Genomic DNA, 24046 nt, shown 5'->3' on the forward strand with positions numbered 1-24046 from the left:
ATGCTACCCCACCGGTGCTGTGACGAGCCTGGACGCGGAATCAGCCAGGCAGCCCGGCGTAGGCCGCCAGCGCCGCGCCGGCCGCTTGTGCCACCCGGGTGACCAGCGACGCCGGTCCCAGAACCCGCACGTCAGGACCGAAACCCAGCAGCAACCGGGTCATCCACTCGTCGGAGGCATAGGTCATCGCCGCCTCATACGAGCCGTCGGGATGCTGCGCGCCGACCCGCATCGGGTAGTACTCGAGCATCCACGACGCCGTCGGCGCGACCAGCAGGGTGGCCGCAGGCAGGGCTGGGTCCGCGTCGAACAGCGAAGTGTCCGGGGGCGACTGCACGGCGGGTTCCGGTGGCGCGGCCGGTTCGTCGAGCACGCTGGCGTCCACGATGCGGTCGAAGCGGAACAGCCGCACGCCGTCGGCTTCCCGCGACCACGCCTCCAGATAGGAGTGGTCGGCGACGAGTACCACCCGGATCGGGTCAACGATCCTGGTGGACAACATGTCCCGGGACGCCGAGTAGTACTCGATGCTCAAGGCACGTCGACCGCCGACCGCGGCCCGTACCGCCGCGGCGGCATCGCTCTCGATCGGTGCCTGCTCCTCGACGGCGGCTGCCGCGTGGGTCTGGTCGTGGGCGATGGTGCCGGCCGCCGACTCGATCTTGGCGATCGCGCTGCGGGCAGCCTCGGGGTCGACGACGCCGGGGATGTCGACGAGTGCCCGCAGTGCGACCAGAAGTCCGGTCGCTTCCGGCGAGGTGAGCCGCAGCGGGGCGTCCACGCCCGCGGTGAACGTGACATTGATGGTGTCACCGGAGAATTCGAAATCGATGAGGTCGCCGGGGCCGTACCCCGGCAGGCCGCACATCCACAACTGGTCGAGGTCCTGCTGGAGTTGCTTGCGGGTGACGCCGAGGTCTGCGGCGGCCTCGTCATAGGTGATCTGCGGGTTGGCCTTGAGGTAGGGCACCATGTTGAGCAGCCGGACAAGCCGGGTCGAGACGGGCGTCATGCGTGGCCCGCCTGCGCCGTCAGCCGGGCCACGACGTCCTCGCGCAGCGCGGCCGGTTCGAGAACGAGCGCGTCTGCCCCGTACCCGGCGATCTCGCGGGCCAGCCGGTCACGGGTGCCCAGATCGAGGTCGATGACCTCACCGGCCCGGCCGCCGATCGTCCGCGGGCCGATCGACGTGCCGGCGCGGCGCAGGGCCGTGGCCCGGCCGTCGGCCACCCAGACTCTGGCCCGCACGCCGGTGGGCGCTTCGCCGATCGCCTTCTCGACGATGGCCCGCAGGTCCACACCGTCGGGCCGGGTCACCGAACCGGCGGGTCCGACGGTTTCGACGTCCGCGCCGATCCGGGACAACCGGAAGGTCCGGGTGGCGTCGCGGTCACGGTCGTGCCCGACCAGATACCAGCGTCCCCGGGCGGTGACCACACCCCATGGCTCGACCGTGCGTGCCGTGTACGGCTCGGTCGGCAACGGCCGGTGCAGGAACCGCACCGGCTGGCCGGAATCGATGGCGGACAACAGGATTCCCAGCGCATCCTCCGAGCCGCGCAAGCCCGGCGGGCCGGCCGCGGTGGTGATCGCGACCGCGGCGTCGGCATCCACCTCGACCCCGGCGGCCCGCAGTTTCAGCAGCGCGCCCTGGGTGGCGGTGATCAATTCGGGCGACTCCCACAGTTGAGCCGCGACCGCGACAGCGGCCGCCTCCTGCGCGGTGAGTTCGATATCGGGCAGCGCGTAGGCGTTGCGGTTGATCCGGTATCCCTCGGCGGGGTCGAACGCCGATACCCTGCCGGTCTCCAGCGGGATGCCGAGGTCGCGCAGTTCGTTCTTGTCCCGCTCGAACATTCGGGAGAACGCTTCGTCGCTGGGACTGTCGGCATAGCCGGCCACACTCTCGCGGATGCGCTCGGCGGTGATGTAGCCGTGGGTGGACAGCAGGGCGATGACGAGGTTCATCAACCGCTCGACCTTGGATGTCGCCACTCGCCCAACCTTAGCGGGAAACGGCGCGTCGTCCCTGCGGCGCGCGCGAGGGCTACATGCTCGCGATGAGCCGCTTGACCCGCTCGTCGACCGACCGGAACGGGTCCTTGCACAACACGGTGCGCTGAGCCTGATCGTTGAGCTTGAGGTGCACCCAGTCGACGGTGAAGTCGCGGCCGGCTTCCTGCGCGGCGCTGATGAACTCGCCGCGCAGCTTGGCCCGGGTGGTCTGCGGCGGGGTGTCGACGGCGGCCTCGATCTCCTCGTCGGTGGTGATCCGGGTCGCCAGGCCCTTGCGCTGCAGCAGGTCGAACACGCCGCGGCCGCGCTTGATGTCGTGGTAGGCCAGGTCGAGCTGACTGATCTTCGGATCCGACAGCTCCATGCTGTAGCGGTCCTGGTAGCGCTGGAAGAGCTTGCGCTTGATCACCCAGTCGATCTCGGTGTCGACCTTGGCGAAGTCCTGGCTCTCGACCGCATCGAGCTGGCGCCCCCACAGATCGACCACCTGGTCGATCTGGGTGTTGGGCTCGCGGGTCTGCAGGTACTCCACCGCGCGGGTGAAGTACTCCCGCTGGATGTCCAGGGCGCTGGCCTGGCGTCCACCGGCCAAGCGGACGGGCCGGCGGCCGGTCAGGTCGTGGCTGACTTCCCGGATGGCCCGGATCGGGTTGTCCAGCGAGAAGTCGCGGAAGGCGACACCGGCCTCGATCATCTCCAGCACCAGCGATGCCGTGCCCACCTTGAGCATCGTGCTGGCTTCGCACATGTTGGAGTCGCCGACGATCACGTGCAGCCTGCGGTACTTCTCGGCATCGGCGTGCGGCTCGTCGCGGGTGTTGATGATCGGCCGGGACCGCGTCGTCGCGCTGGATACGCCTTCCCAGATGTGTTCGGCGCGCTGCGACAGGCAGAACGTCGCGGCCTTCGGGGTCTGCAGCACCTTGCCCGCGCCGCAGATCAGCTGGCGGGTGACCAGGAACGGCAGCAGCACATCGGAGATCCGGGAGAACTCCCCGGCCCGCACGATCAGGTAGTTCTCGTGGCAGCCGTAGGAGTTACCGGCCGAGTCGGTGTTGTTCTTGAACAGATAGATGTCACCGCCGATGCCCTCGTCGGCCAGCCGCTGCTCGGCGTCGATGAGCAGATCCTCCAGAACCCGCTCGCCGGCGCGGTCGTGGGTGACCAGTTGCACCAGGTTGTCGCATTCGGCGGTGGCGTACTCCGGGTGGCTTCCGACATCCAGGTACAACCGCGCGCCGTTGCGCAGAAATACATTCGAGCTGCGGCCCCACGACACGACCCGGCGGAACAGATACCGGGCGACCTCGTCGGGACTGAGCCGCCGATGGCCGTGGAACGTGCAGGTGACACCGAATTCGGTTTCGATGCCCATGATCCTTCGCTGCACATCTTCGAGACTACTGGTTGTCATGGGGTAGCGGTGGGCAAGCCGGCTGCGAAAGCTCCTCAGATTGCTGCGGATTGCCCTGTTAATCACCGAAAGCCTCCCTCGGCGGTGCGTGTGACCATGAGCCATGCCCGAGACCGTCGGCCTCGACACCGCGGCCCTGCGGGCCCTGACCGACCGTGCCGCGCAGGCCGCCACCGACCTGTCCGCGGTATCCATACCCGGTGTGGCGGCCCTGGCCGGCTCGGCGCTCGAGACCGCGCAGGCACCCCGGCGCGCCACCGCTGACGTGCGACGACATGCCACCGCCGTGGCCGACTGGGTGAGCGCGGCCCGGCGCTGCATCGAGGAACTGTCCGCGGCCGAGCAGGCCCATGCCGAGGGCCTGCGGCTGCGGTGAGCGGGCCGACCGTCTCCCAGGCGCTGGGCTGGCAGCCCGCGAGGCTCGGCGATCTCGCACAGGAGTGGGAGGCCACCGCGGGCCGGCTGCAGTCCCACGCCGACGCCGTCGAACACGCCATGCAGACCACGTGGTGGTCCGGTGCCGGTGCCGATGCCGCCCGCCGGGGGCTTGCACCGACCGCCGCGGGGCTGCGCGAGCTGTGCCGGGCACTGGTTCTGGCCGCTGCCGAAGCCCGCGACGCCCAGCAGGCACTGACCACTGCCCGCGAGCAGGTCGTGGCTGACCTCGCGGAGGCGCGGGCCGACGGCTGTTCGGTCAGTGACGACGGGGCCGTCGCACCGCCGGCGAGCCCGTCGGAGCTGCTGGTGGCCTGCAGCGGAGGGTCACCAACGGCGGCGATGACGATGCTGACCGTGCGCGCTGACCACCTGACGCGGCGGCTGCGGCAGAGCCTGACCCGGCTCGGCGCGGCCGACGCCGAGGCGGCGCGGGCGATCGACGCGGCGTTCGACGTCGCGCCGGGACCGGCAGCGGTGCGTCCGGCGGGTGCCGCGGGCGCCGCGGTCGGTGACTGGCCCACGATGAGCCAGGACCGCATCGCCGGCCAGATCGCCACGCTGTCGGCCGCCGAGCGCGAGCGCCTCGTCGAGCACGCGCCCCATGAGGTCGGCAACACCGACGGTGTGCCCTGGGAGATGAGGGTCGCGGCCAACCGGATCAACATCGCCACCGCGATCCTCGACGAGCGCCGCACCCTGGATCGGCCCGTCGAGGACAAACTTCGTTCGGCGATCTCGCCGGGGATGAATCCGGCTGACGCCGAACGACTCTGGGCGGTCCTGCACACCGACCCGACGATGCGCGACGCGGTGATCGCGGGCCATGACCGCGCCGCCAACCGCCGGATCGCCTACTACGAAAGGCTTCTCGCGGACGTTCCCGACCCGCTCGACCGTGACCGTCGAATCCCCCGCCAGATACTGGCTTTCGACCCCGACCGCGAGATGTTCATCGAACTGTCCGGGGACCTCGGCCGGGCCCGAGCGATCGGGGTGCTGGTGCCGGGACTCAACACCACCTTCGGCGACACCGCCGACGATCTGGCCACCACCCGTCGGTTCGTCGCCGGATCCGGCGGCGACGTGGCGATGATCAACTATCTCGGCGGCCCGTTCCCGACCGGACCGCTACCGGCCGGGATCGTCGATGCCGCGGAGCCGGACTACGCCCTGGCGATGGCACCGAGGCTGGTGGCGTTCAGCGAGGATGTCGAACGCCGGGCCGGAGATATCCCCGTCACCTATATCGGGCATTCCTACGGCGGTTCGATCGTCGGGACCGCCGAACGGTTCGGGTTGACCGCCGACCGGGTGATCTACGTCGAGGCCGCCGGCGCGGGGGTGGGTGTGCACAGCCCGGCCGACTGGCACAACCGCAATCCGGCGGTGCTGCGCTTTTCCATGACCGCGCCCGGGGATCTGATCAGCGCCGTGCAGGGCATTCCGTTCGGGCCGCACGGGGCCGACCCCGACGAGATGCCCGGCGTCATCCCGTTGGCTACGGGTCGGCGCCTGACCGGGGAGCCGATGGTCGGGCTCTCGACGCACAGCGACGTGCTCACCGAACCCTCCGATGCCTGGCACAACATCCTGGCCGTGATCATCGGCGACCGCGAACACATCCGGTAGCTGAGCTACTCGGCGCTGCCTTCGTCGACGACCGGCTCCTCGGATGCCGAATCGACCTTGGGCAGTAGCGCTTCCAGTGCCGCGCCGGTGATCCGGCGAAACGCCCGCCTGGGCCGGTTGGCGTCCAGTACCGCCACCTCGAGGCTCGAAACCCCCAGCACCCGGGGCTCGGCGGGCGGGGAAGCATTGTTGGTTGCGCTCGAGATGCCCGCGCGCAGGGCGCCGACCGCGATACCTACCGCGTCGGCCAACTCGGCGTTCTCGGAGTAGGTCTCCTTGAGCGCGGTGATGATCGGCTCGGTGGTGCCACCCATGACGACGAACTGCGGCTCGTCGGCGATCGACCCGTCGTAGGTGATCCGGTACAGCTCAGGGGGTTTCGTCTCACCGAAGTGCGCCACCTCGGCCACGCACAGCTCCACCTCATAGGGTTTGGCCTGCTCGGTGAAGATGGTGCCCAGCGTCTGCGCGTAGACGTTGGCCAGCTGACGCCCGGTGACGTCGCGACGGTCGTAGGCATAACCACGGGTGTCGGCGAACTGGATACCGCCGCGGCGCAGGTTGTCGAACTCGTTGAACCGGCCCACCGCCGCAAAGCCCACGCGGTCGTAGAGCTCACTGACCTTCTGCAACGAGCGCGACGGGTTCTCGGCGACGAAGAGGACACCACCGGCGTACGCCAGCGCCACCACGCTACGACCCCTGGCAATACCCTTACGGGCGAGCTCCGAGCGCTCGCGCATCGCCTGTTCGGGCGAGATGAAATATGGGAAGCTCACTAATCCACCCGAGGTGCTTCGTTACTCGGCCCCTTGCCGGGACCGAATGTGTTTGTCCGGGAACGTGTTTGGATCACCTCACGAGCCAGCCGGGAAATCCGCTCCTCGGCCACCTCGAGCGCGCCGTCAGCCTCGATGGTCACCGCGGTCGGGAAGATCCCGCGCACCAGATCCGGCCCGCCGGTGGCGGAGTCGTCGTCGGCGGCATCGTAGAGCGCCTCGACGGCGACCCTGAGCGCCGATTCCGCGTCGGTCACACCGGCGTAGAGCTTCTTGATCGACGACTTGGCGAAGATCGAACCCGAGCCCACCGACTGGTAGCCCTCGTCCTCGATGTTCCACCCGCCCGCCGCGTCGAACGACACGATGCGGCCGGCCGCTTGCGGGTCCGGGTCGGCAAGGTCATAACCGACCAGCAGTGGCAGCGCCACGAAACCCTGCAGTGCGGCACCGAGGTTGCCGCGCACCATGATCGCCAACCGGTTCACCTTGCCGGCGAAGGTCAGCGCCACCCCTTCGAGCTTCTCGTAGTGCTCGAGTTCCACGGCGTACAACCGGGCGAACTCGACGGCGATCGCCGCGGTACCGGCGATGCCGGTCGCGGTGTAATCGTCGGTGATGTAGACCTTCTGGACGTCGCGGCCGGCGATCATATGGCCCTGCGTCGAGCGCCGGTCGCCGGCGATGAGCACGCCACCGGGATAGCGCAGCGCCACGATCGTCGTGCCGTGCGGCAGTGCGTCACCCGGTGCCGGCGCACCGACGGTTCCTGCGGTCGGCAGCAACTGCGGAGCCTCGCGCCGAAGGAACTCGGAGAACGACGACAGATCCGTCAGGGGTGAACTAGTGGCCAGGCGATCAGAGAACGGCCAGGTCACTGTCCGCCCTTTTGGACGTAAGCGCGCACGAAGTCCTCGGCGTTCTCTTCGAGGACGTCATCGATCTCGTCCAGCAGATCATCGGTCTCCTCGGCGAGCTTGTCGCGACGCTCCTGCCCGCCAGCCGCGTCGCCGGTGACGTCGTCGTCATCGCCGCCGCCGCCACCACGCTTGGTCTGCTCTTGAGCCATCGCTGCCTCCTGCTCGTCATCGGCGGCCTTGTCGTGCCATGCGGTACGGGCCGCCGGTTCCTTCACACTACCGGTCGAGGCCGGTATTGCTCCTTCTAACGATCGTCAGGTCGTGAGTTGTTCCACCAGTTCGACGGCACTGTTGACCGAATCCAGCAACGCACCGACATGAGCCTTGCTGCCCCGCAGCGGCTCCAGCGTCGGGATCCGGACCAGCGAGTCACCGCCGAGGTCGAAGATCACCGAGTCCCAGCTCGCCGCCGCGATGTCGGCGCCGAAGCGGCGCAGGCATTCGCCGCGGAAGTACGCCCGGGTGTCGGTCGGCGGATTGTCCACCGCGTCGAGCACCTGCTGCTCGGTGACCAGGCGTTTCATCGATCCGCGTGCCACCAGCCGGTTGTACAGCCCCTTGTCCAGCCGGACGTCGGAGTACTGCAGATCCACCAGGTGCAGGCGCGGAGCCGACCAGCCGAGGTTCTCCCGATTGCGGAAACCTTCGAGCAGGCGCAGCTTGGCCGGCCAGTCCAGCAGCTCGGCACATTCCATCGGGTCCCGTTCGAGCAGGTCGAGGATGTGCGCCCAGGTTTCCACGACGTGCGAGGCGCGTGGATCGGGATCGCGGGCGTCGACCAGCTTGGCCACCCGGTCCAGGTAGATCCGCTGGAGGGCAAGGGCGGTCAATTCACGCCCGTCGGCCAGGGCCACCGTCGCCCGAAGCGACGGGTCCCGGCTCACGACGTGCACGGCGTGCACGGGCCGGGCCAGCGCCAGGTCGGACAGATCCAGCCCGTGGTGCGGGCCTTCTTCGATGAGGTCGAGCACCAGCGAGGTGGTGCCCACCTTCAGATAGGTCGACGTCTCCGCGAGGTTGGCGTCACCGATGATGCAGTGCAGCCGGCGGTACTTGTCGGCGTCGGCGTGCGGCTCGTCGCGGGTGTTGATGATGCCGCGCTTGAGTGTGGTCTCGAGGCCGACCTCGACCTCGATGTAGTCGGCACGCTGGGACAACTGGAAGCCCGGCTCGTCACCGGACGGCCCGATTCCCACTCGGCCGGAGCCGGTGATGACCTGGCGGGACACCATGAACGGAGTCAGGCCCGAGATCACCGCGGAGAACGGCGTCTGCCGGCTCATCAGATAGTTCTCGTGCGAGCCGTACGAGGCGCCCTTGCCGTCGACATTGTTCTTGTAGAGCTGAAGCTTGGCCGCCCCCGGGACACTGGCCACATGCCGCGCGGCGGCCTCCATCACCCGCTCGCCGGCCTTGTCCCAGATCACCGCATCCATCGGATCGGTGACCTCGGGGGCCGAATACTCCGGGTGGGCGTGGTCGACATACAGCCGGGCGCCGTTGGTCAGGATCATGTTCGCGGCGCCGACCTCGTCGGCGTCCACGATCGGCGGGGGCCCCGTCGCACGGCTCAGGTCGAAGCCGCGGGCGTCGCGCAGTGGGGACTCCACCTCGTAGTCCCATCGGGTTCGCTTGGCCCGCTGGATACCGGCGGCCGCGGCGTACGCCAGCACCGCCTGAGTCGAGGTGAGGATCGGATTGGCGGTCGGGTCGGACGGCGAGGAGATGCCGTACTCGACCTCGGTCCCGATAATCCGTTGCATGGCCGTAAGCCTAACGGGGTGGCGATGACAGCAGTGCGGCAGGAGCGGCGGTGCGGCGTGGACGATTGCGTCTTGCCTGCGGAGTTGGTGAAGTGGGCACCACGATGACGCGACTTGTCCTGCACCACGGCGTGCTGATCGATGGAACCGGTGCGCCGCCGGTGCGCGATGCCGCGGTGGTGGTCGACGGCGACCGAATCTCCTGGGCCGGTGCAGAGTCCGACGCGCCACCGCAGGCGGCCGACGCCATTCGCGTCGACCTCGGCGGGAACACGATCTGCCCCGGCTTCTTCGACTGTCACGTCCACTTCGGGTTGCCCGGCTCGACGGGCAGCCCGTTGGAGAAGGCCCTCAAACCGCCGTCGTACGGATACTTCCAGTTGATCGAACGCCTGCGGGTGACCCTGGAAAACGGTGTGACCACGGCTCGTGACCTGATGGGCATCGACACCGGCGTCCGAGAAGCCGTCGCCGACGGACTGATCACCGGTCCGCGCCTGCTCGTAGCGGTCAACATGCTCAGCCAAAGCGGCGGCCACGCAGATTTTCACCTCCCGTCCGGCATCGACCTCGGCGGTTTCATCGGCGCCTATCTGGTCGACAGCGTCGACGCCGCACGCAAGCGCGCCCGTGAGCTCCTGCGCGCCGGTGCCGACGTCATCAAGATCGCCTCCAGCGGCGGGGTGTCATCTCCCAACGACGACCCGAGCTGGCTGGGGATGCGGCGCGAGATGATCTCCGCGGTCGTCGAAGAAGGCCATAACTACGGCGGCCGTCCGGTCGCCGCCCATGCGATCGGGTACGCCGGGATCAAGGCGGCGGTCGACGCGGGCGTCCACAGCATCGAACACGGTTATGAACTCGACGACGAGCTGCGCCATCAGATGGTCGCGCAGGGCACCTTTCTGGTTCCGACGCTGCTGGAAACGATGAAGCCTGTCACCGCATCTCCCCAAGGCGCCGCCAAGAGCGCGAAATGGCATGCCATGGCTCATGATTCGATCGCCGCCTCGGCCGCGGCAGGTGTTCGGATCGCGGTCGGTACCGATGCCGGGCTCTCCCCCGACCACGGCACCAACCTCAAGGAACTCGGTCTGCTGGTGAAGTTCGGCGGGCTCACTCCGATGCAGGCCATCGTGGCCGGCACGCTGACCTCGGCCCAGCTGTGCGGTGTCGACGACACCCTCGGCACGGTGCAGCCGGGCAAGATCGCGGATCTCGTTGTCGTTCGGGGCAATCCTGTCGACGACATCAATTCCCTTGGTGATCCGGCTAATGTCCTGCTGGTCGTCAAGGAAGGGAAGACGGTGGGTAATCGTGGTGGCTTCGCCATCGACTGACCGCTATGCGGCCGACCACTGGTTCCTGGCCCGCGGCCTGCCCGCGGTGGTTCGCAGGCGCGCGTTGGTGAGCCGGGTGTGGAGTCGGTCGGCGCCCGCGTTGGCGGCCTACGCCGTCATCGCGCTCAACTCGATCGCGATCGTCACTGTCACCGGCCAGCACACCGTCGACATTCCCGGCCGGCCCGATCTGGCCGAAGGTGTGGCCCTGGCGCTGGTGGTCCTCGTGCTACCGGTCGCCGCGCTCGCGGGCTGGCTGGTCTCACGTCTGACCAACCCGTTGCGCCGGGCGATGGCGGCCAACGTCGCGTTGGCCGCGATCGTCGTCGGGATGATCTTCGGCGGACCGGGTAACCGGATTCTGGTGAACCTGGTCAGCGCCGCGATCACCCTCGCCCTGATCTTGGTGGCCACGGCGTCGGGCGCCGGATCACTGCTCGGTTTCATGCTCTACGTCACGCGCACCAACCTGGCGTCGATCGGCGGCATGTTCGTCCGCGCGCTACCCGTCGTACTGCTGACGTTCCTGGTTTTCTTCAACGGTCCGGTATGGCAGATGACGGCGCTGATCAGCCGCCAAAGACTCTGGGCAGGAATGCTTTTCCTTGTTCTCATCGCTGCCGCGTTTCTGGTGTCCAACACGCTGGACCGGGTCCGGCCGATTCTGGCGGAGACCAGTCCGGCGCTCGAAGGTGACGAGACCCTCGACGACACACCATTCGCGGGGATACCCGACCCTGCGAGCGGCAGGCCGCTGTCCCGGGCCGAACGTGCCAACGTGGTGTTCGTCGTCGCCGCCTCCCAAGTGACCCAGGTGCTCACCGTCGCGATGCTGACCGGCGCCATCTTCGTCGTGTTCGGGCTCATCATCCTGAGTCCCGAGACGCTGGACGCCTGGACTCGTGGCGCCGGACGGCCCGACGGTCATCTACTCGGGATGACGCTGCCAGTGCCCGACGCGCTACTCCAGACCAGCATGTTGCTGGCCGCGATCACCTTCATGTACCTGTCCGCTAAGGCGGTCAGCGATACCGACTACCGGGCGCAGTTCATCGAGCCGTTGATCGACGAGCTGCGGCAGACCCTCGTGGCGCGCAACCGCTACCGCTCCGCACTGCCAAGGCGGTGAGATGTCCGACATCCGTCGTGTGCACGAGTGGTTCCTGGCCCGCGGTCTGCCCCTGGTGCTCACCCGCCGGGTGCGCTCCCGCGCCCTGATCGAGCGCTCGGCACCGGTGGTCAGCGGCACCGGCGCGGTGATCGCACTGACCGCGGCGGTCGCCGACGTCAGCGACGGCACGGCCGATATCGGCAACGTGGTCAAGCTCGTCGTGCTCGCCGTCGTTCTGACCGCGGCACCGTTCGCGCTCTATCTGCTGCATCGGGCCGGCACCACCCGTAGCGAGGCCGGGCGCCGCAGTGCCGCATTGACCGTGATGGCATTGTTCGTGGTCGGATTTCCGTTCGCCTTCAGCGGCTGGTCCGGACTGACCCTCGCCGAGGTCGCCGGCTTCGGAGTCGTTGCACTGCTTGCGGTTTGGCTGACGTACATTGGCATCGGCTCAATCCTGCTATGGGCGTTCCGCTACGCCTGGGTGCAGTTCGGTGCACTCGGGACGTTGATGAGCCGTGCCCTGCCGCTGTTGATGCTGACCGTGGTCGTGTACTTCACCGGTGAACTGTGGCAGCTGTCCGCCCGGATGACCCGCGAACGGCTTTGGCAGACAATCGGTTTCCTGTCCCTGGTAGCCATCGCCTTCATGGTGGTCACCATCCGCGACGAGGTGAAGGCCCTGCGCGACGACCGGTCGGGGCCCCGGGACAGCGCCGGACTACTGGCCGGCACCCCGCTGGCCACCGACACCGAACCGGCCCGAACCCCCCTGTCGTTGGCGGAGCAGGTCAACGTCGTCGCGGTGATGGTGGTGTCCCAGGCGATCCAGGTGGTGTTCTTCACCACCGGCCTGTTCGTGTTCTTCCTGGCGTTGGGAACCATCGCCATCCCGGACGACGTGACCGTGTTGTGGTCAGCCGAGCAGAACTGTGCGGTAGGCGAACCTCCCTGCGATGGAACATGGTTCGGCATCCATGTGCCGGTACCACAGACCGTGGTGCATACTTCGTTATTCGTAGCAGTGCTGTCGGGGTTGTACTTCACGGTGAGCACGAGCGTTGACCCGCTGTACCGGCAGCGGTTCTTCGACCCGTTGATCGCCGACGTGGCGGTGAGTCTGGCCGGCCGCGACGCGTACTTGGAGATGGAGGGACGTCATGGTTGAGCAGACCGGAGACCTGTTCGGAAAGCGCTACGGCGAAGTGCTTCTGGTGAACATCGGCGAGTCGGGCCCACAAGCCAGCGTGTACAACAGTTTTCCGCTCAACGACTGCCCCGCCGAACTGTGGGATGCCCTCGACGCGGATGCCCTCGCCAGGGAGAACGACGCCGTGGCAGCACTGCTCAACGGGCCGCGCTACTGGCTGATGAGCGGTATCGACAAGGTGACCCAGGGTGAGCAGGAGACCAAGTCGTTCGGCGGCATCGAGATGATCAAGCAGGCGACAGTGCAACTGGCCTCGCACAACCCGGCGCCCTACAGCGTCAACTACGTCGCGCGTCACACCGCGTTCCATTTCGATGCGGGCCGGCCGGTGTTCGAACTCGTCGACTCCGACGGCCAGCGCTGGGTGATGCAGACCTGGAGCCAGGTCGTCGACGGCAACCTGGGTCTGGAGGATCTGCCCGGGCTGGGCCGGCGGCTCAACCTTCCCGAGGGCTGGCGATACGAAACCCGCGTCCTCAGCGAGCGGTTGACCGTCGACACCACGACCCGCGATGCGCACGTCCTGCAAGACGATCTGACCAATACCTACTCGCTGGAGTTCTGACGCCGTCCTGGCGAATGCGCTGCGTAACACCGCCGGCGCTCCTACACTGCGCAAACGTTGTGGTGAAAAGGAGACACCGATGAAGAAACTGCTGCTGCCCTTGGCCGCTGCCGCCCTTGCCGCCGGACTGGCCACCGCGGCGCCCGCCTCGGCAGACGAGGCGAGCTACCTACAGGACCTGGCCAACAACGGTTTTGACGGTCCGACCACCGCGGCCCTGGGCATGGGCCAGGAGATCTGCACCGACGTCAAGCACGGAGTGCCGCAAGCGACGACAGTCGAGGCGATCTACAACAACACTGCCGACAGCGTCGGGGTCGACGAGGCCACCTACATCTACGAGGCAGCCGTCATCCACCTGTGCTGAACGCGCCAGAGCGCCGCTACAGGTACTGGCCCAGGTTCGATTCGGTGTCGATCGCCCGCGAGGCGCTCGATGACTTGCCGGTGACCAGCGTGCGGATGTAAACGATCCGCTCGCCCTTCTTGCCCGAGATCCGCGCCCAGTCATCCGGATTGGTGGTGTTGGGCAGGTCCTCGTTCTCGGCGAACTCGTCGACGATCGAGTCGAGCAGGTGCTGGATCCGCAGGCCGTGCTGGCCGGTTTCGAGCACCGACTTGATCGCGTACTTCTTCGCGCGGTCGACGACGTTCTGGATCATGGCACCGGAGTTGAAGTCCTTGAAGTACATGACTTCCTTGTCACCGTTGGCGTAGGTGACCTCCAGGAACCGGTTGTCGTCGATCTCGGCATACATCCGATCGACGACCTTCTCGATCATCGCCCGGATGCACTGCCCGCGGTCACCGTCGAACTCCGCGAGATCATCGACGTTGACCGGCAGGTTCTCGGTGAGGTACTTCGAGAAGATGTCCTGTGCCGCTTCGGCATCCGGGCGCTCGATCTTGATCTTCACGTCCAGGCGCCCGGGCCGCAGGATGGCCGGGTCGATCATGTCCTCACGGTTGGAGGCGCCGATCACGATGACGTTCTCCAGCCCCTCCACGCCGTCGATCTCGGAGAGCAATTGCGGCACGACGGTGGTCTCCACGTCCGAGCTCACACCGGTGCCGCGGGTGCGGAAGATCGAGTCCATCTCGTCGAAGAACACGATCACCGGGGTGCCCTCGGAGGCCTTCTCGCGGGCCCGCTGGAAGATCAGCCGGATGTGGCGCTCGGTCTCGCCGACGAACTTGTTCAGCAGCTCGGGACCCTTGATGTTGAGGAAGTACGACTTCGCCTCGCGGGCGTCCTCACCGCGCACCTCGGCCATCTTCTTGGCCAGCGAGTTGGCCACCGCCTTGGCGATGAGCGTCTTGCCGCACCCGGGAGGGCCGTAGAGCAGCACACCCTTGGGCGGGCGCAGCGAGTACTCCCGGTAGAGCTCCTTGTGCAGGAACGGCAGCTCGACGGCGTCGCGGATCTGCTCGATCTGGCGGGTCAGGCCGCCGATGTCGGAGTAGGCGACATCGGGCACTTCCTCGAGCACGAGGTCCTCGACCTCGGCCTTCGGGATGCGCTCGAAGGCATAGCCGGCCTTGGTGTCGACCAGCAGCGAGTCACCGGGACGCAGCTTGCGCGGCCGCAGATCGTCGTCGTCGAGTTCCTCGGCGACGTCGACGGGCAGGTCCTCCATCGCCACCAGCGGCTCGGCCAGCCACACGATGCGTTCCTCATCGGCGTGGCCGACCACCAGGGCGCGGTGGCCGTCGGCCAGGATCTCGCGCAGCGTGGAGATCTCTCCGACCGCCTCGAAGTTGCCGGCTTCCACGACCGTCAGTGCCTCGTTGAGGCGCACGGTCTGGCCTTGCTTCAACGACTTCACGTCGATGTTGGGCGAGCACGTGAGCCGCATCTTGCGCCCGGAGGTGAACACGTCGACGGTGTCGTCCTCGTGGGCGTTGAGCAGAACGCCGTAGCCGCTGGGCGGCTGGCCCAGCCGGTCGACCTCCTCGCGCAGCGCCAGCAGTTGCTGGCGGGCTTCCTTGAGCGTGTCCATCAGCTTTGCGTTGCGTGCGGCCAGGGAGTCGATCCGCGCCTCGAGCTGCTGGATGTCCCGGGCGGTGCGCGGGGTGCCCTGCGCGATCGCGTTCTCGAGTTGCTCGCGCAGAATCGAGGCTTCGCGGCGCAGCTGCTCCAGTTCGGCAGCGTCATCGCTGGACAGCTGTGGCTCTTCGTGCTGTGACTCAGTCATGTTGCGCTCCTTTCCCACACCGAGAGTTGGTGCGGCGGATACCCCAACGCTACCGGCCCATGGCCGATCTTGTGCGCTCGGGGAATTTCGACACACTGGCAACACTGTTAACCTCATGGATGAGTCGGGCCGATCGAAAGGACAGCCGTGACCCTGAAACTGCTAGCCACGGGCGTAGCAGCCGCCGCAATCATCGGTGGCGCAGCCGCCGGTGTGACCTCGGTTGCATATAGCAGCCCCGCCGCATCGCCTGCTGTATCGCCTGTCGTGTTCGGCGCGCCGCTGCCCCAGGCACCCGCACCCGAGCTGCAAAGTGCGCTGGTGGCGACGCTCGACGGACTGCAGAGCGGCGGGTCGTTCTCCGGTTCCAAGGCCTCCTTCATCCAGGGCGGACTCGGCCGGATCGAGGGCATCACCGCTGACCGCGCCTTCAGCAACGCCTCGGCCAAGGGCTACTTCCCGCTCAACTTCATCGTGGCCGATATCGACCAGGAGGGGCCGACCGCTACCGCCAACGTGACCGCGACAGCGGCCAATGGCGCGGTCGCAACCCAGAGCATCCAGTTCATCGCTGGTCCCAGCCCCACCGGCTGGCAGCTGACCAAGTCATCGGCGCTGTCGCTGATGAGTGCGGCCAGCTGAGCCGCCGCTGGATGAGTCGCACGCCGTTCGCAGTGTTGGGCGCCGCCACGATCGTGGCGGCGCTCGCACTATCGGGGTGTTCCAACCAGGACGAGTCAAAACCGGCGACCAGTCCGATCGACCCGGCCGCGTCGGCCGTCGCGGCTCCCCCGTCGACCACCGCCGAGCTGCCCGCGCCCGAGGCGTTGACCGATGTGCTGTACCGGTTGGCCGACCCCGCGGTGAAGGGCACCGACAAGCTCGCGCTCGTCGAGGGGACCACGGCGGATGACGCGGCCACGATCGACAAGTTCGCCGCGGCGCTGCGCGACGGCGGCTTCACCCCGTTGACCTTCAGCGCCGCGGACATCCGGTGGTCGGATCGGGCGCCCGACGACGCCCTGGCCACCGTCAACGTCACGACGTCGAACCCGGCCAATCCAGGCGGCTTCACCTTCCCGATGGAGTTCCGCTCCCACCAGGGCGCCTGGCAGCTGTCCCGGCAGACCGCCGAGATGCTGCTGGCGTTCGGCAACGCCCGCACCGAGGCCACCGGTGCCAGCCCCAGCCCGGTCGGCACACCGCCAGCACCGCCGCCGCCGTCGAGCTCCGCACCGGCGGCCCCGACCCCCACACCCTGAAATGTGGATCGGCTGGCTGCAGTTCGACGTCCTGCTCGGTGACGTCCATTCGCTGAAGGAGAAGCGCTCGATCGTCCGGCCGATCGTGGCCGAACTGCAGCGCCGCTTCCAGGTGTCGGCGGCCGAGACTGAATCACTGGACCTGCACCGGCGGGCCGGTATCGGGCTGTCCGTGGTGGCTGCCGACCGCGCGCACGTCGTCGAGGTACTCGACGCCGCCGAACGGCTGGTGGCCGCCCGGCCCGAGATCGAACTGCTCTCAGCCCGCCGCGGCCTGCAGCACAGCGACGACTAGCGAGCTAGACCGCAAGCCGCTTGCGGCGCAAGGGAGTCGGCGTGACGGTGCCCGGCGCCAGTCGGCGCGCCGAAATCAGGAATGCGGTGTGCCCGCGCATGTTGTGCTCGGGCCGCACGGCCAGACCGACCACATTCCAGCCTCGCTGCAGTGACTCCCACGCCCTGGGCTCGGTCCAGCATTGCTGCTCACGCAGCGCCTCCACCGTCTTCGACAGCTGCGTCACGGTGGCCACGTAGACCATGAGCACCCCGCCGGGGATCAGCAACCGGGCGACGGTGTCCAGGACGTCCCACGGCGCCAGCATGTCCAGCACGATCCGGTCGATAGAGGCCTCGGCGAGATCGGAGTCGACGAGGTCGCCGATGATCAACCGCCAGTTCTGCGGGTCCTGCCCGAAAAACGTCGCCACATTGCGCCGGGCGTGCACGGCGTGGTCGTCGCGCACCTCGTAGGAGATCACTTGGCCGGCGGGGCCGACGGCACGCAGCAGGGAGCACGTCAGCGCCCCGGAACCGGCCCCGGCCTCCAGGACCCGGGCGCCGGGGAAGATGTCGCCCTCATGGACGATCTGGGCGGCATCCTTGGGGTAGATGACCTGGGCGCCCCGCGGCATCGAGAGCACATAGTCGATGAGCAGTGGCCGCAGCACCAGGAACGCGTCACCATTGGTCGACTTGACCACGCTGCCCTCGGGCTGCCCGATCACCGTGTCGTGCTCGATCGCGCCGCGGTGGGTGTGGAACTCGCTGCCCGGCGTCAGGACCATCGTGTAGTGCCGACCCTTGGGGTCAGTGAGCTGCACGCGGTCCCCGACGACGAAGGGACCGGTCCTGGGCGGGGTGTCAGGTTCATCGGTCACAGCCGATTAGCCTGCCATAGCCGAGCCGACTCACCGCACGCCGCGGCCTCGGGTTGTCGGCGCAGCGTCCTAGGCTGCCAACCATGAGCGATGTCGCGCCCGTCCACGGCCGTCGCCCGGCGTTGTCGCCGTCGCGGGCGGCCGATTTCAAACAGTGCCCGCTGCTGTACCGGTTCCGGGCGATCGACCGGCTGCCCGAGCCGCCGTCGGTGGCCCAGCTGCGCGGAACGGTTGTGCATTCCGCCCTCGAGCAGCTGTACGGCATGCCCGCCGCGGATCGGGTGCCCCAGGCCGCCCTGGCGCTGGTGGATCCCGCCTGGGAGCGGGTGCTCGCCGAGCATCCCGACCTGATCGAGGGGCTCAGCGCCGAAGACAGCGGACAACTGCTCAACCAGGCCCGCAAGCTGCTGACCGGCTACTACCGGCTCGAAGACCCGACCCGGTTCGACCCGCAGAGCTGCGAACAGCGCATCGAGGTGGAACTGGCCGACGGAACGCTGCTGCGCGGCTTCGTCGACCGCATCGACGTCGCAGGCACCGGCGAGGTCCGGGTGGTCGACTACAAGACCGGCAGGGCGCCGTCGGCGGTGCGCACGCTCGCGGAGTTCAAGGCCATGTTCCAGATGAAGTTCTACGCGGTGGCTCTGCTGCGCTCGCGTGAGGTGCTGGCCAGCCGGTTGCGGCTGATCTACCTCGCCGATGGGCAAGTGCTCGACTACACCCCCGACCTCGACGAGTTGCTGCGGTTCGAGAAGACGTTGATGGCGATCTGGGGTGCCATCCAATCAGCCGGTGCCACAGGCGATTTCCGCCCCAACCCGTCGCGGCTGTGCAGCTGGTGCAGTCACCAGTCGCTCTGCCCGGTCTACGGGGGCACACCACCGCCCTACCCCGGCTGGCCCGAGCCGCTGAATCGCGAGCCGGCGGCATGACCGAGTGCTACTACCGGCGCGTGGGCGCCGGGGATGACGTCGCGGTGTTCGAGTCCACCGATCACACCCGTAGCAACTGGACCCCCGAAATCCAGCACGGCTCACCACCATTGGCGCTACTTACCAAGTCCATCGAGGAGCGGCTGCCACCGGGGATGCGGATCGGCCGGGTGACGCTGGACATTCTCGGCGCCATCCCGGTGACCGAGCTTCGCGTGCGGGTCCGCGTCGAACGGCCGGGCAGTCGCATCTCGATGTGGTCGGCCGAGATGTCGGCCGACCGGCCGGTCGCCAGGGTGACGGCGTGGGCGCTGGCCACCTCGGACACCGCTGATGCCACCACCGACCGATTTGCGCCGCTGGTCGAGGGTGAGACGGCCCCGTTGGCGCTGCACTGGAAGGACACCGGCGGCTACCTCGACTCGGTCCAGTGGCGACCGCAGTCCGACGAGCCCTCCGGCGCGCTGTACTGGATGGCGCCGTTGGTGGGCCTGGTCGACGACGAGCCGACGACCGCCCTGCAACGACTCACCATGGTCGTCGATTCAGCGAATGGCATTGGTGCAGCGCTAGATCCGGACAAGTTCGTCTTCATGAACACCGACACCGCGGTGCATCTGCACCGGCTTCCGACCGGCTCCGACTTCGCGGTGCGGGCGCGCGGGTCCATCGGACCCGACGGAATCGGCGTCACCACCGCCGACCTGTTCGACCGCGACGGGTTCATCGGAACCTCGGCCCAGACCCTGCTGGTGCAGCGCCGGAGCTAAGTCACAAAACGCTGACCAGCGAGGCGATCGCCAGCCCTGCCACCACTGCCACCGCGTCCTCGAGCACGCCGATCGGAAAGTCCCGGCCGCCGGTCGCCCGAACCAACCGGGTGCGGGTCTCGTATCCGCCGATGGTGCCCACCACGGCGCCGATGATGCCGGCGCCCAGGCTGCTCCACTGGTAGCCCCAGGCCGTGCCGAGCACCGCTCCGGCGAAGGCACCGGTGGCCAGCCGGGCGAGGAACTGGACGGCCGTCTTGCGGCTCGGGGTCTGCTCCATCTGATCGGAGATCAGTTCGGCGACGGCAATGATCGTCAGAACGGTCACGGTGCCCCAGTGGCCCACCCACGACGCCCACGTCCCGGTCAGGTTGATCCAGCCGAGGAAGGCAGCCCAGGCCATCACCGCAGGGGCGGTGAACGCCCGAAGGCCGGCGACGACCCCGATCAGCAGAGCCAGCAGCAGTACAAGTGCGTGCGTCACATGCGGACGCTAGCACGGCATCTGAGGTGCAACTCAGAAGCGGCAGAACCTGATGTCGGAGGCCAGAATCGCCTTGGCGCCGATGGCGGCGAGTTCGTCCATGATCGCGTTGACCTCGCGGCGCGGGACCAGGGCACGCACGGCCACCCAGTCCTCGTCGGCCAACGGGGCGATGGTCGGCGACTCCAGGCCCGGGGTGATCGCGGTGGCACGATCGAGCACTGAGCGCGGGCAGTCGTAGTCGAGCATCAGGTACTGCTGCCCGAACACGACTCCCTGTACGCGGGCGGCGAGTTGATCGCGGGCGGCCCGGGAGGTGTCGTCATCGTCGGCACGCTCGATGAGCACCGCCTCCGAATCGCACAGCGGATCGCCGAAGGCCACCAGGTTGTGCAGGCTCAGGGTGCGTCCGGAGCCGACGACGTCGGCGATCGCGTCGGCCACCCCCAGCTGGATCGAGATCTCCACCGCGCCGTCGAGGCGGATGACGGTGGCATCGACTCCCCTGTCCCGCAAGTCTTTTCGGACCAGATTCGGATAGGCGGTAGCAATCCGCTTGCCGGCCAGTTCCGCGACGGTCCAGTCCCGCCCCGCCGGGGCGGCGTAGCGGAAACTCGAGGACCCGAAGCCCAGTGCCAGCCGTTCGCTGACCGGCGCCTCGGATTCGGCGGCCAGGTCACGGCCGGTGATGCCGAAGTCGAGCTGACCGGAGCCGACGTAGATCGCGATGTCCTTGGGACGGAGGAAGAAGAACTCGACGCCGTTGGCCCGATCGATGACGGTGAGATCCTTGGGATCGCTACGCCGGCGGTAGCCCGCTTCCGAGAGGATCTCGGCGGCGGATTCGGACAGCGCGCCCTTGTTGGGGACCGCAACACGCAACATGGCAGCCACCTAGAGCTTCCGGTAGATGTCGTCGAGGGTCAGCCCGCGGGCGACCATCAGAACCTGGGTCCAGTAGAGCAGCTGGCTGATCTCCTCGGCCAGCGCCTCGTCGGGCTCATGCTCGGCGGCCAGCCACACCTCGCCGGCCTCCTCGATGATCTTCTTGCCCAGGGTGTGCACGCCGGCGTCGAGCGCGGCGACAGTGGCGCTGCCCGCAGGACGCGTGCGCGCACGCTCCCCCAGTTCGGCGAACAACTCCTCGAAGGTCTTCACGGGCTGCGATTGTTCCATGGCGGCCGCCGTGCCGTCACGGCGGTTTCCGCTCGGCGACTAGGCTGCGGTGCCGTGGGAGCAATCAGGGCGGCGACGATCGTGGCGGTTGCAGCGCTGAGCGTGGCTGGCTGCTCGAGCCCCATCTCGAACAGCAACGACACCAACGAGGCGCCGCCTCCGCCGCCCCCGCCCACGTCGACGGCCCGCCCCAGCAACGACAAGCTGGTCAACGCCTTCGACTTCTACGCCAAGACCGACGACCGGGCCGGCTATTACTTCGTCAGTCCCAGCGGCAGCTGGCGCTGCGTTGTGGTGGCGCGTAGCTGGGCGGGTTGCCAGTCCTCCGGCGGCAGCCTGGGCATCCAGGGGGCACCGCAGAGCGTCACCGACGACGCCGGTGCCAGCGTCACCCCGAACGCGATCGTGGTGCGAACCCAGGGTGAGCCGCAGTTCGCGTCGGTGTCCGCCGATGAGTTCAAGCCGCCGACCGGGACGGCCAAGACGCTGCCGTTCGACAAGATCCTGGCTGCCGCGGGTTTCCGGTGCAACGTGACGCAGCTGGCCGGCATCTCCTGCCTCAGCGAGGAGACGAACAAGGGCTTCACGTTCTCGTCGACCGGGGCGAGCTGGCAATACACCGACGTCCCGTAGGGACCGCTCAGGCCTTCGCGGTCTTGTCGTCGTGCAGCACTTCGGCGTGCATGTCCTCCAGCGAGACGCCCTTGGTCTCCATGACCCACTTCCAGACGAAGATGCCCGAGAGAACCGCGCACAATCCGTAGAAGCCGTAGGCCAGCCCGAGGTGCTCACGCAGTCCCGGGAAGGTGACGGTGATCAGCCAGTTGGCCGCCCATTGGCCGGCCGCGGCCAGCCCGAGCGCCGCGGCGCGAATCCGGTTGGGGAACATCTCGCCCAGCAGCACCCACACCACCGGACCCCAGGACATGCCGAAGGCGACGACGAACAGGTTCGCGGCGATCAGTGCGATGACCCCGGAGGCACCGGGCAGGCTGGGCTTGCCGTCGACGAGCGTCGCGTTCGCGAAGATGACCGACATCGTGATCAGCGTCACCGCCATACCGGAGGATCCGATGAGCAGCAACGGCTTACGGCCGATCTTGTCGATCAGCGCGATCGCGATAAGGGTTGTGGCCACATTGACCACGGACGTAATCACGGTGTAGATCGCCGACTGGTCGGCGTCGAAACCGACCGCCTGCCACAGCACGTTGGAGTAGTAGAAGATCACGTTGATGCCGACGAACTGCTGGAAGATCGAAAGCCCCAAGCCAACCCAGACGATGCCGTAGAGCCCACCCGTCGGCTTGCGCAGATCGCGCCACGACGGCTTGTCCTCGCGCTCCAGGGTCTCCTGGATCCGGCTGATGGTGATCTCGAGGTTCTTCTCGCCGAGCAACATGGTCAGCACCTTGCGTGCTTCCGGGATCTTGTGGCTGGCAACGAGATAGCGCGGCGACTCCGGGATCGTGAAGGCCAGGCTGCCGTAGAGGACCGCGGGAATGCACATCGCGAGGAACATCCAGCGCCAGGCCTCGAGTCCTAGCCACAGGTCCTTGCCCGGACCGCCGGCGGCGTGCTGCAGCAGCCAGTTGATGGCGAAGGACAGGAAGATGCCGGACACGATCGCGAGTTGCTGCAGTGACCCCAGCCGGCCTCGAATACGCGGCGGGGAGGTCTCGGCAATGTAGGCGGGCGCGATGACCGAGGCGATGCCTACGCCGATACCGCCGACGATCCGGAAGATGACGACGGTCGTGACGTTGGGAGCCAGTCCCGTGCCGATCGCACTGACGAAGAAGAACACCGCGGCGATCTTCATGACCGAGATGCGACCGATCCGGTCGGCGATCCGGCCGGCCGACATCGCACCGGCCGCGGCGCCGAGCAGTGCGGAGGCGACGGCGAAACCGAGTTCGGCGTTGCCGATACCGAAGCGTTCCTGGATCGAGTCGACCGCTCCGTTGATGACGGCACTGTCGTAGCCGAACAGCAGCCCACCTAGTGCGGCCACCGACGCGATTCGGACGGCCGTCCCGCCTGAGGAGAAGTCTTCATCGGTGATCGCCGACGGTGTCTGGTCGATGGGGCCCTGCCCGGCCATGAGCGTCCTTTCCGCAGCACTGCGAGACTTTTGGTAAGGACTACCTTCGCACAGACGGCCAGCCGACACGACGATATTCGCCGGTGGCCTTCAGGCGGAGCGTTCCCCTAGGCCGAGCCGCAACTCGGTGTAGATCTCTCGCAGTTGCGGGATGCCCACCTGGGCCAGTGACGAAACGTGATGACGCCGCGGGGTGGCGGGAACCTCGACGTCGTTGGGCACCACCAAGACCGGGCAGCCGGCGTCCTCTGCGGCCGCCGCCCCGGTGATCGAATCCTCGACGGCCAGGCATTGGTCGGGTGCCAGGCCGAGCAACGTCGCGGCCCGCCGGTACGGGTCGGGCGCCGGCTTGGCGCGCGGGACTTCGTCACCGCAGACGCTGACCGAGAAGTAGTGCCGGCCAATGCTGTTCAGCGCCCGCTCGGTCAATGCCCGGCGGGTGTTGGTGACCAGGGCCATCGGGACCGCGGCATCGGCGAGGATGTCCAGCAGCTCCTGGGCGCCCTCGCACCATGGCAGTCCGTCGTCGAACAGCTCGGCGGTGTAGTCGTGCAGCCAGTCGGCGCTGGCCGCCATGTGGACGGGGTCGTGCTCCAGGCCGAGGTCGTCGTAGACGATCCGCATCACGCCCTCGGCCGAGCCGCCGACTGTGGCGTCACGCACCTGGGGGCTGAGTTCGCCGCCGAGCTTCTTGTAGAGCTCCTGCAGCGAGATGTCCCAGAGCTTTTCGGAGTCGACGAGGGTGCCGTCCATGTCGAAAAGCACTGCACGCATGCCTGTC

At 67.8% G+C, this 24046-nt stretch carries 27 protein-coding genes; 13 read left to right on the top strand and 14 right to left on the bottom strand.

Annotated elements, in window-relative coordinates; genetic code table 11:
- Window positions 1-40: 40 nt before the first annotated feature.
- From OG976_RS02275 to pafA, 3 genes are read right to left on the bottom strand one after another with little or no spacing between them, the layout of a single operon-like run.
- Complete coding sequence (locus tag OG976_RS02275) at window positions 41-1012, bottom strand: helix-turn-helix transcriptional regulator (RefSeq protein ID WP_328357325.1); 972 nt, start codon at window positions 1010-1012, stop codon at window positions 41-43.
- The gene (locus OG976_RS02280; protein ID WP_328357327.1) at window positions 1009-1995 is read right to left on the bottom strand and encodes a helix-turn-helix transcriptional regulator; all 987 of its coding nucleotides are present in this window, start codon (window positions 1993-1995) and stop codon (window positions 1009-1011) included. Before OG976_RS02280 ends, OG976_RS02275 begins: the two co-directional genes overlap by 4 nt.
- A gap of 52 nt (window positions 1996-2047) precedes the next feature.
- Complete coding sequence (gene pafA / locus OG976_RS02285; RefSeq protein ID WP_328357329.1) at window positions 2048-3406, bottom strand: Pup--protein ligase; 1359 nt, start codon at window positions 3404-3406, stop codon at window positions 2048-2050.
- Window positions 3407-3533: 127 nt separating this feature from the next.
- Here pafA and OG976_RS02290 point away from each other — a divergent pair, with 127 nt between their 5' ends.
- Both OG976_RS02290 and OG976_RS02295 read left to right on the top strand, forming a co-directional pair.
- Window positions 3534-3806: a hypothetical protein gene (locus tag OG976_RS02290; RefSeq protein WP_328357332.1), complete on the top strand. Its 273-nt coding sequence runs from the start codon at window positions 3534-3536 to the stop codon at window positions 3804-3806.
- Complete coding sequence (locus OG976_RS02295; RefSeq protein ID WP_328357335.1) at window positions 3803-5497, top strand: alpha/beta hydrolase; 1695 nt, start codon at window positions 3803-3805, stop codon at window positions 5495-5497. Before OG976_RS02290 ends, OG976_RS02295 begins: the two co-directional genes overlap by 4 nt.
- 5 nt (window positions 5498-5502) lie before the next feature.
- On the opposite strand, the gene prcA is transcribed toward OG976_RS02295, so the two are convergent.
- The 4 genes from prcA to dop all read right to left on the bottom strand — a co-directional run bounded on the left by prcA (window position 5503) and on the right by dop (window position 8959).
- Window positions 5503-6276, bottom strand: coding sequence for a proteasome subunit alpha (prcA, locus tag OG976_RS02300; protein WP_328357338.1), 774 nt, complete (start codon window positions 6274-6276; stop codon window positions 5503-5505).
- Window positions 6276-7154, bottom strand: coding sequence for a proteasome subunit beta (gene prcB, locus OG976_RS02305; protein WP_328357341.1), 879 nt, complete (start codon window positions 7152-7154; stop codon window positions 6276-6278). Before prcB ends, prcA begins: the two co-directional genes overlap by 1 nt.
- Entirely contained in the window at window positions 7151-7345 is a 195-nt protein-coding gene (locus OG976_RS02310; RefSeq protein ID WP_328363076.1) for a ubiquitin-like protein Pup, read from the bottom strand. The genes prcB and OG976_RS02310 overlap by 4 nt, the downstream gene beginning before the upstream one ends.
- 105 nt (window positions 7346-7450) lie before the next feature.
- A complete protein-coding gene (dop, locus tag OG976_RS02315; RefSeq protein ID WP_328357344.1) occupies window positions 7451-8959 on the bottom strand; it encodes a depupylase/deamidase Dop in 1509 nt (502 codons plus the stop codon).
- Between the two features lie 104 nt (window positions 8960-9063).
- Between dop and OG976_RS02320 the strand changes: the two genes are divergently transcribed.
- The 5 genes from OG976_RS02320 (at window position 9064) to OG976_RS02340 (ending at window position 13552) form a co-directional block, all read left to right on the top strand.
- A complete protein-coding gene (locus OG976_RS02320) occupies window positions 9064-10299 on the top strand; it encodes a metal-dependent hydrolase family protein (RefSeq protein WP_328357347.1) in 1236 nt (411 codons plus the stop codon).
- Window positions 10280-11428, top strand: a complete 1149-nt coding sequence (locus tag OG976_RS02325; protein WP_328357350.1) for a hypothetical protein — start codon at window positions 10280-10282, stop codon at window positions 11426-11428. The genes OG976_RS02320 and OG976_RS02325 overlap by 20 nt, the downstream gene beginning before the upstream one ends.
- Before the next feature lies 1 nt (window position 11429).
- The gene (locus OG976_RS02330; RefSeq protein ID WP_328357353.1) at window positions 11430-12578 is read left to right on the top strand and encodes a hypothetical protein; all 1149 of its coding nucleotides are present in this window, start codon (window positions 11430-11432) and stop codon (window positions 12576-12578) included.
- Window positions 12571-13185 carry a hypothetical protein gene (locus OG976_RS02335; RefSeq protein ID WP_328357355.1) on the top strand — a complete coding sequence of 205 codons (615 nt, stop codon included), beginning with the start codon at window positions 12571-12573 and terminating at the stop codon, window positions 13183-13185. Before OG976_RS02330 ends, OG976_RS02335 begins: the two co-directional genes overlap by 8 nt.
- A gap of 79 nt (window positions 13186-13264) precedes the next feature.
- Window positions 13265-13552: a DUF732 domain-containing protein gene (locus OG976_RS02340; RefSeq protein WP_328357358.1), complete on the top strand. Its 288-nt coding sequence runs from the start codon at window positions 13265-13267 to the stop codon at window positions 13550-13552.
- A 16-nt stretch (window positions 13553-13568) separates the two neighbouring features.
- Here the strand turns inward: OG976_RS02340 and arc are convergent, their stop codons facing one another.
- The gene (arc, locus tag OG976_RS02345) at window positions 13569-15380 is read right to left on the bottom strand and encodes a proteasome ATPase (RefSeq protein ID WP_328357361.1); all 1812 of its coding nucleotides are present in this window, start codon (window positions 15378-15380) and stop codon (window positions 13569-13571) included.
- Between the two features lie 147 nt (window positions 15381-15527).
- On the opposite strand from arc, the gene OG976_RS02350 reads away from it, so the two are divergent.
- From OG976_RS02350 to OG976_RS02360, 3 genes are read left to right on the top strand one after another with little or no spacing between them, the layout of a single operon-like run.
- Entirely contained in the window at window positions 15528-16022 is a 495-nt protein-coding gene (locus OG976_RS02350; protein WP_328357364.1) for a hypothetical protein, read from the top strand.
- Window positions 16023-16033: 11 nt separating this feature from the next.
- Window positions 16034-16642 (top strand): hypothetical protein, encoded by a 609-nt coding sequence (locus tag OG976_RS02355; protein ID WP_328357367.1) that lies wholly within the window; start codon window positions 16034-16036, stop codon window positions 16640-16642.
- A gap of 1 nt (window position 16643) precedes the next feature.
- Window positions 16644-16937 (top strand): DUF503 domain-containing protein, encoded by a 294-nt coding sequence (locus tag OG976_RS02360; protein ID WP_328357370.1) that lies wholly within the window; start codon window positions 16644-16646, stop codon window positions 16935-16937.
- 4 nt (window positions 16938-16941) lie between these two features.
- On the opposite strand, the gene OG976_RS02365 is transcribed toward OG976_RS02360, so the two are convergent.
- The gene (locus OG976_RS02365; RefSeq protein WP_328357373.1) at window positions 16942-17799 is read right to left on the bottom strand and encodes a tRNA (adenine-N1)-methyltransferase; all 858 of its coding nucleotides are present in this window, start codon (window positions 17797-17799) and stop codon (window positions 16942-16944) included.
- A gap of 83 nt (window positions 17800-17882) precedes the next feature.
- Here OG976_RS02365 and OG976_RS02370 point away from each other — a divergent pair, with 83 nt between their 5' ends.
- Both OG976_RS02370 and OG976_RS02375 read left to right on the top strand, forming a co-directional pair.
- Entirely contained in the window at window positions 17883-18731 is an 849-nt protein-coding gene (locus OG976_RS02370; RefSeq protein WP_328357376.1) for a RecB family exonuclease, read from the top strand.
- A complete protein-coding gene (locus tag OG976_RS02375; RefSeq protein WP_328357379.1) occupies window positions 18728-19501 on the top strand; it encodes a thioesterase family protein in 774 nt (257 codons plus the stop codon). The genes OG976_RS02370 and OG976_RS02375 overlap by 4 nt, the downstream gene beginning before the upstream one ends.
- A 1-nt stretch (window position 19502) precedes the next feature.
- Here OG976_RS02375 and OG976_RS02380 read toward each other — a convergent pair whose 3' ends face one another.
- Genes OG976_RS02380 through OG976_RS02390 form a run of 3 tightly spaced genes read right to left on the bottom strand, consistent with a single transcriptional unit; the run spans window position 19503 to window position 21161 of the window.
- Window positions 19503-19985, bottom strand: coding sequence for a DUF4126 family protein (locus tag OG976_RS02380; RefSeq protein ID WP_328357382.1), 483 nt, complete (start codon window positions 19983-19985; stop codon window positions 19503-19505).
- Between the two features lie 33 nt (window positions 19986-20018).
- On the bottom strand, window positions 20019-20870 hold the full coding sequence (gene hisG, locus OG976_RS02385) for an ATP phosphoribosyltransferase (RefSeq protein ID WP_328357385.1): 852 nt from the start codon (window positions 20868-20870) through the stop codon (window positions 20019-20021).
- Between the two features lie 9 nt (window positions 20871-20879).
- Window positions 20880-21161, bottom strand: a complete 282-nt coding sequence (locus OG976_RS02390; protein ID WP_167101851.1) for a phosphoribosyl-ATP diphosphatase — start codon at window positions 21159-21161, stop codon at window positions 20880-20882.
- A 54-nt stretch (window positions 21162-21215) separates the two neighbouring features.
- On the opposite strand from OG976_RS02390, the gene OG976_RS02395 reads away from it, so the two are divergent.
- Window positions 21216-21794 (top strand): hypothetical protein, encoded by a 579-nt coding sequence (locus tag OG976_RS02395; RefSeq protein WP_328357390.1) that lies wholly within the window; start codon window positions 21216-21218, stop codon window positions 21792-21794.
- 7 nt (window positions 21795-21801) lie between these two features.
- On the opposite strand, the gene OG976_RS02400 is transcribed toward OG976_RS02395, so the two are convergent.
- Window positions 21802-23265, bottom strand: a complete 1464-nt coding sequence (locus tag OG976_RS02400) for a sugar porter family MFS transporter (protein ID WP_328357393.1) — start codon at window positions 23263-23265, stop codon at window positions 21802-21804.
- 90 nt (window positions 23266-23355) lie between these two features.
- Window positions 23356-24039, bottom strand: coding sequence for an HAD family hydrolase (locus tag OG976_RS02405; RefSeq protein ID WP_328357396.1), 684 nt, complete (start codon window positions 24037-24039; stop codon window positions 23356-23358).
- Window positions 24040-24046: the final 7 nt, after the last annotated feature.

Source organism: Mycobacterium sp. NBC_00419 (assembly GCF_036023875.1).
Classification (GTDB): domain Bacteria; phylum Actinomycetota; class Actinomycetes; order Mycobacteriales; family Mycobacteriaceae; genus Mycobacterium.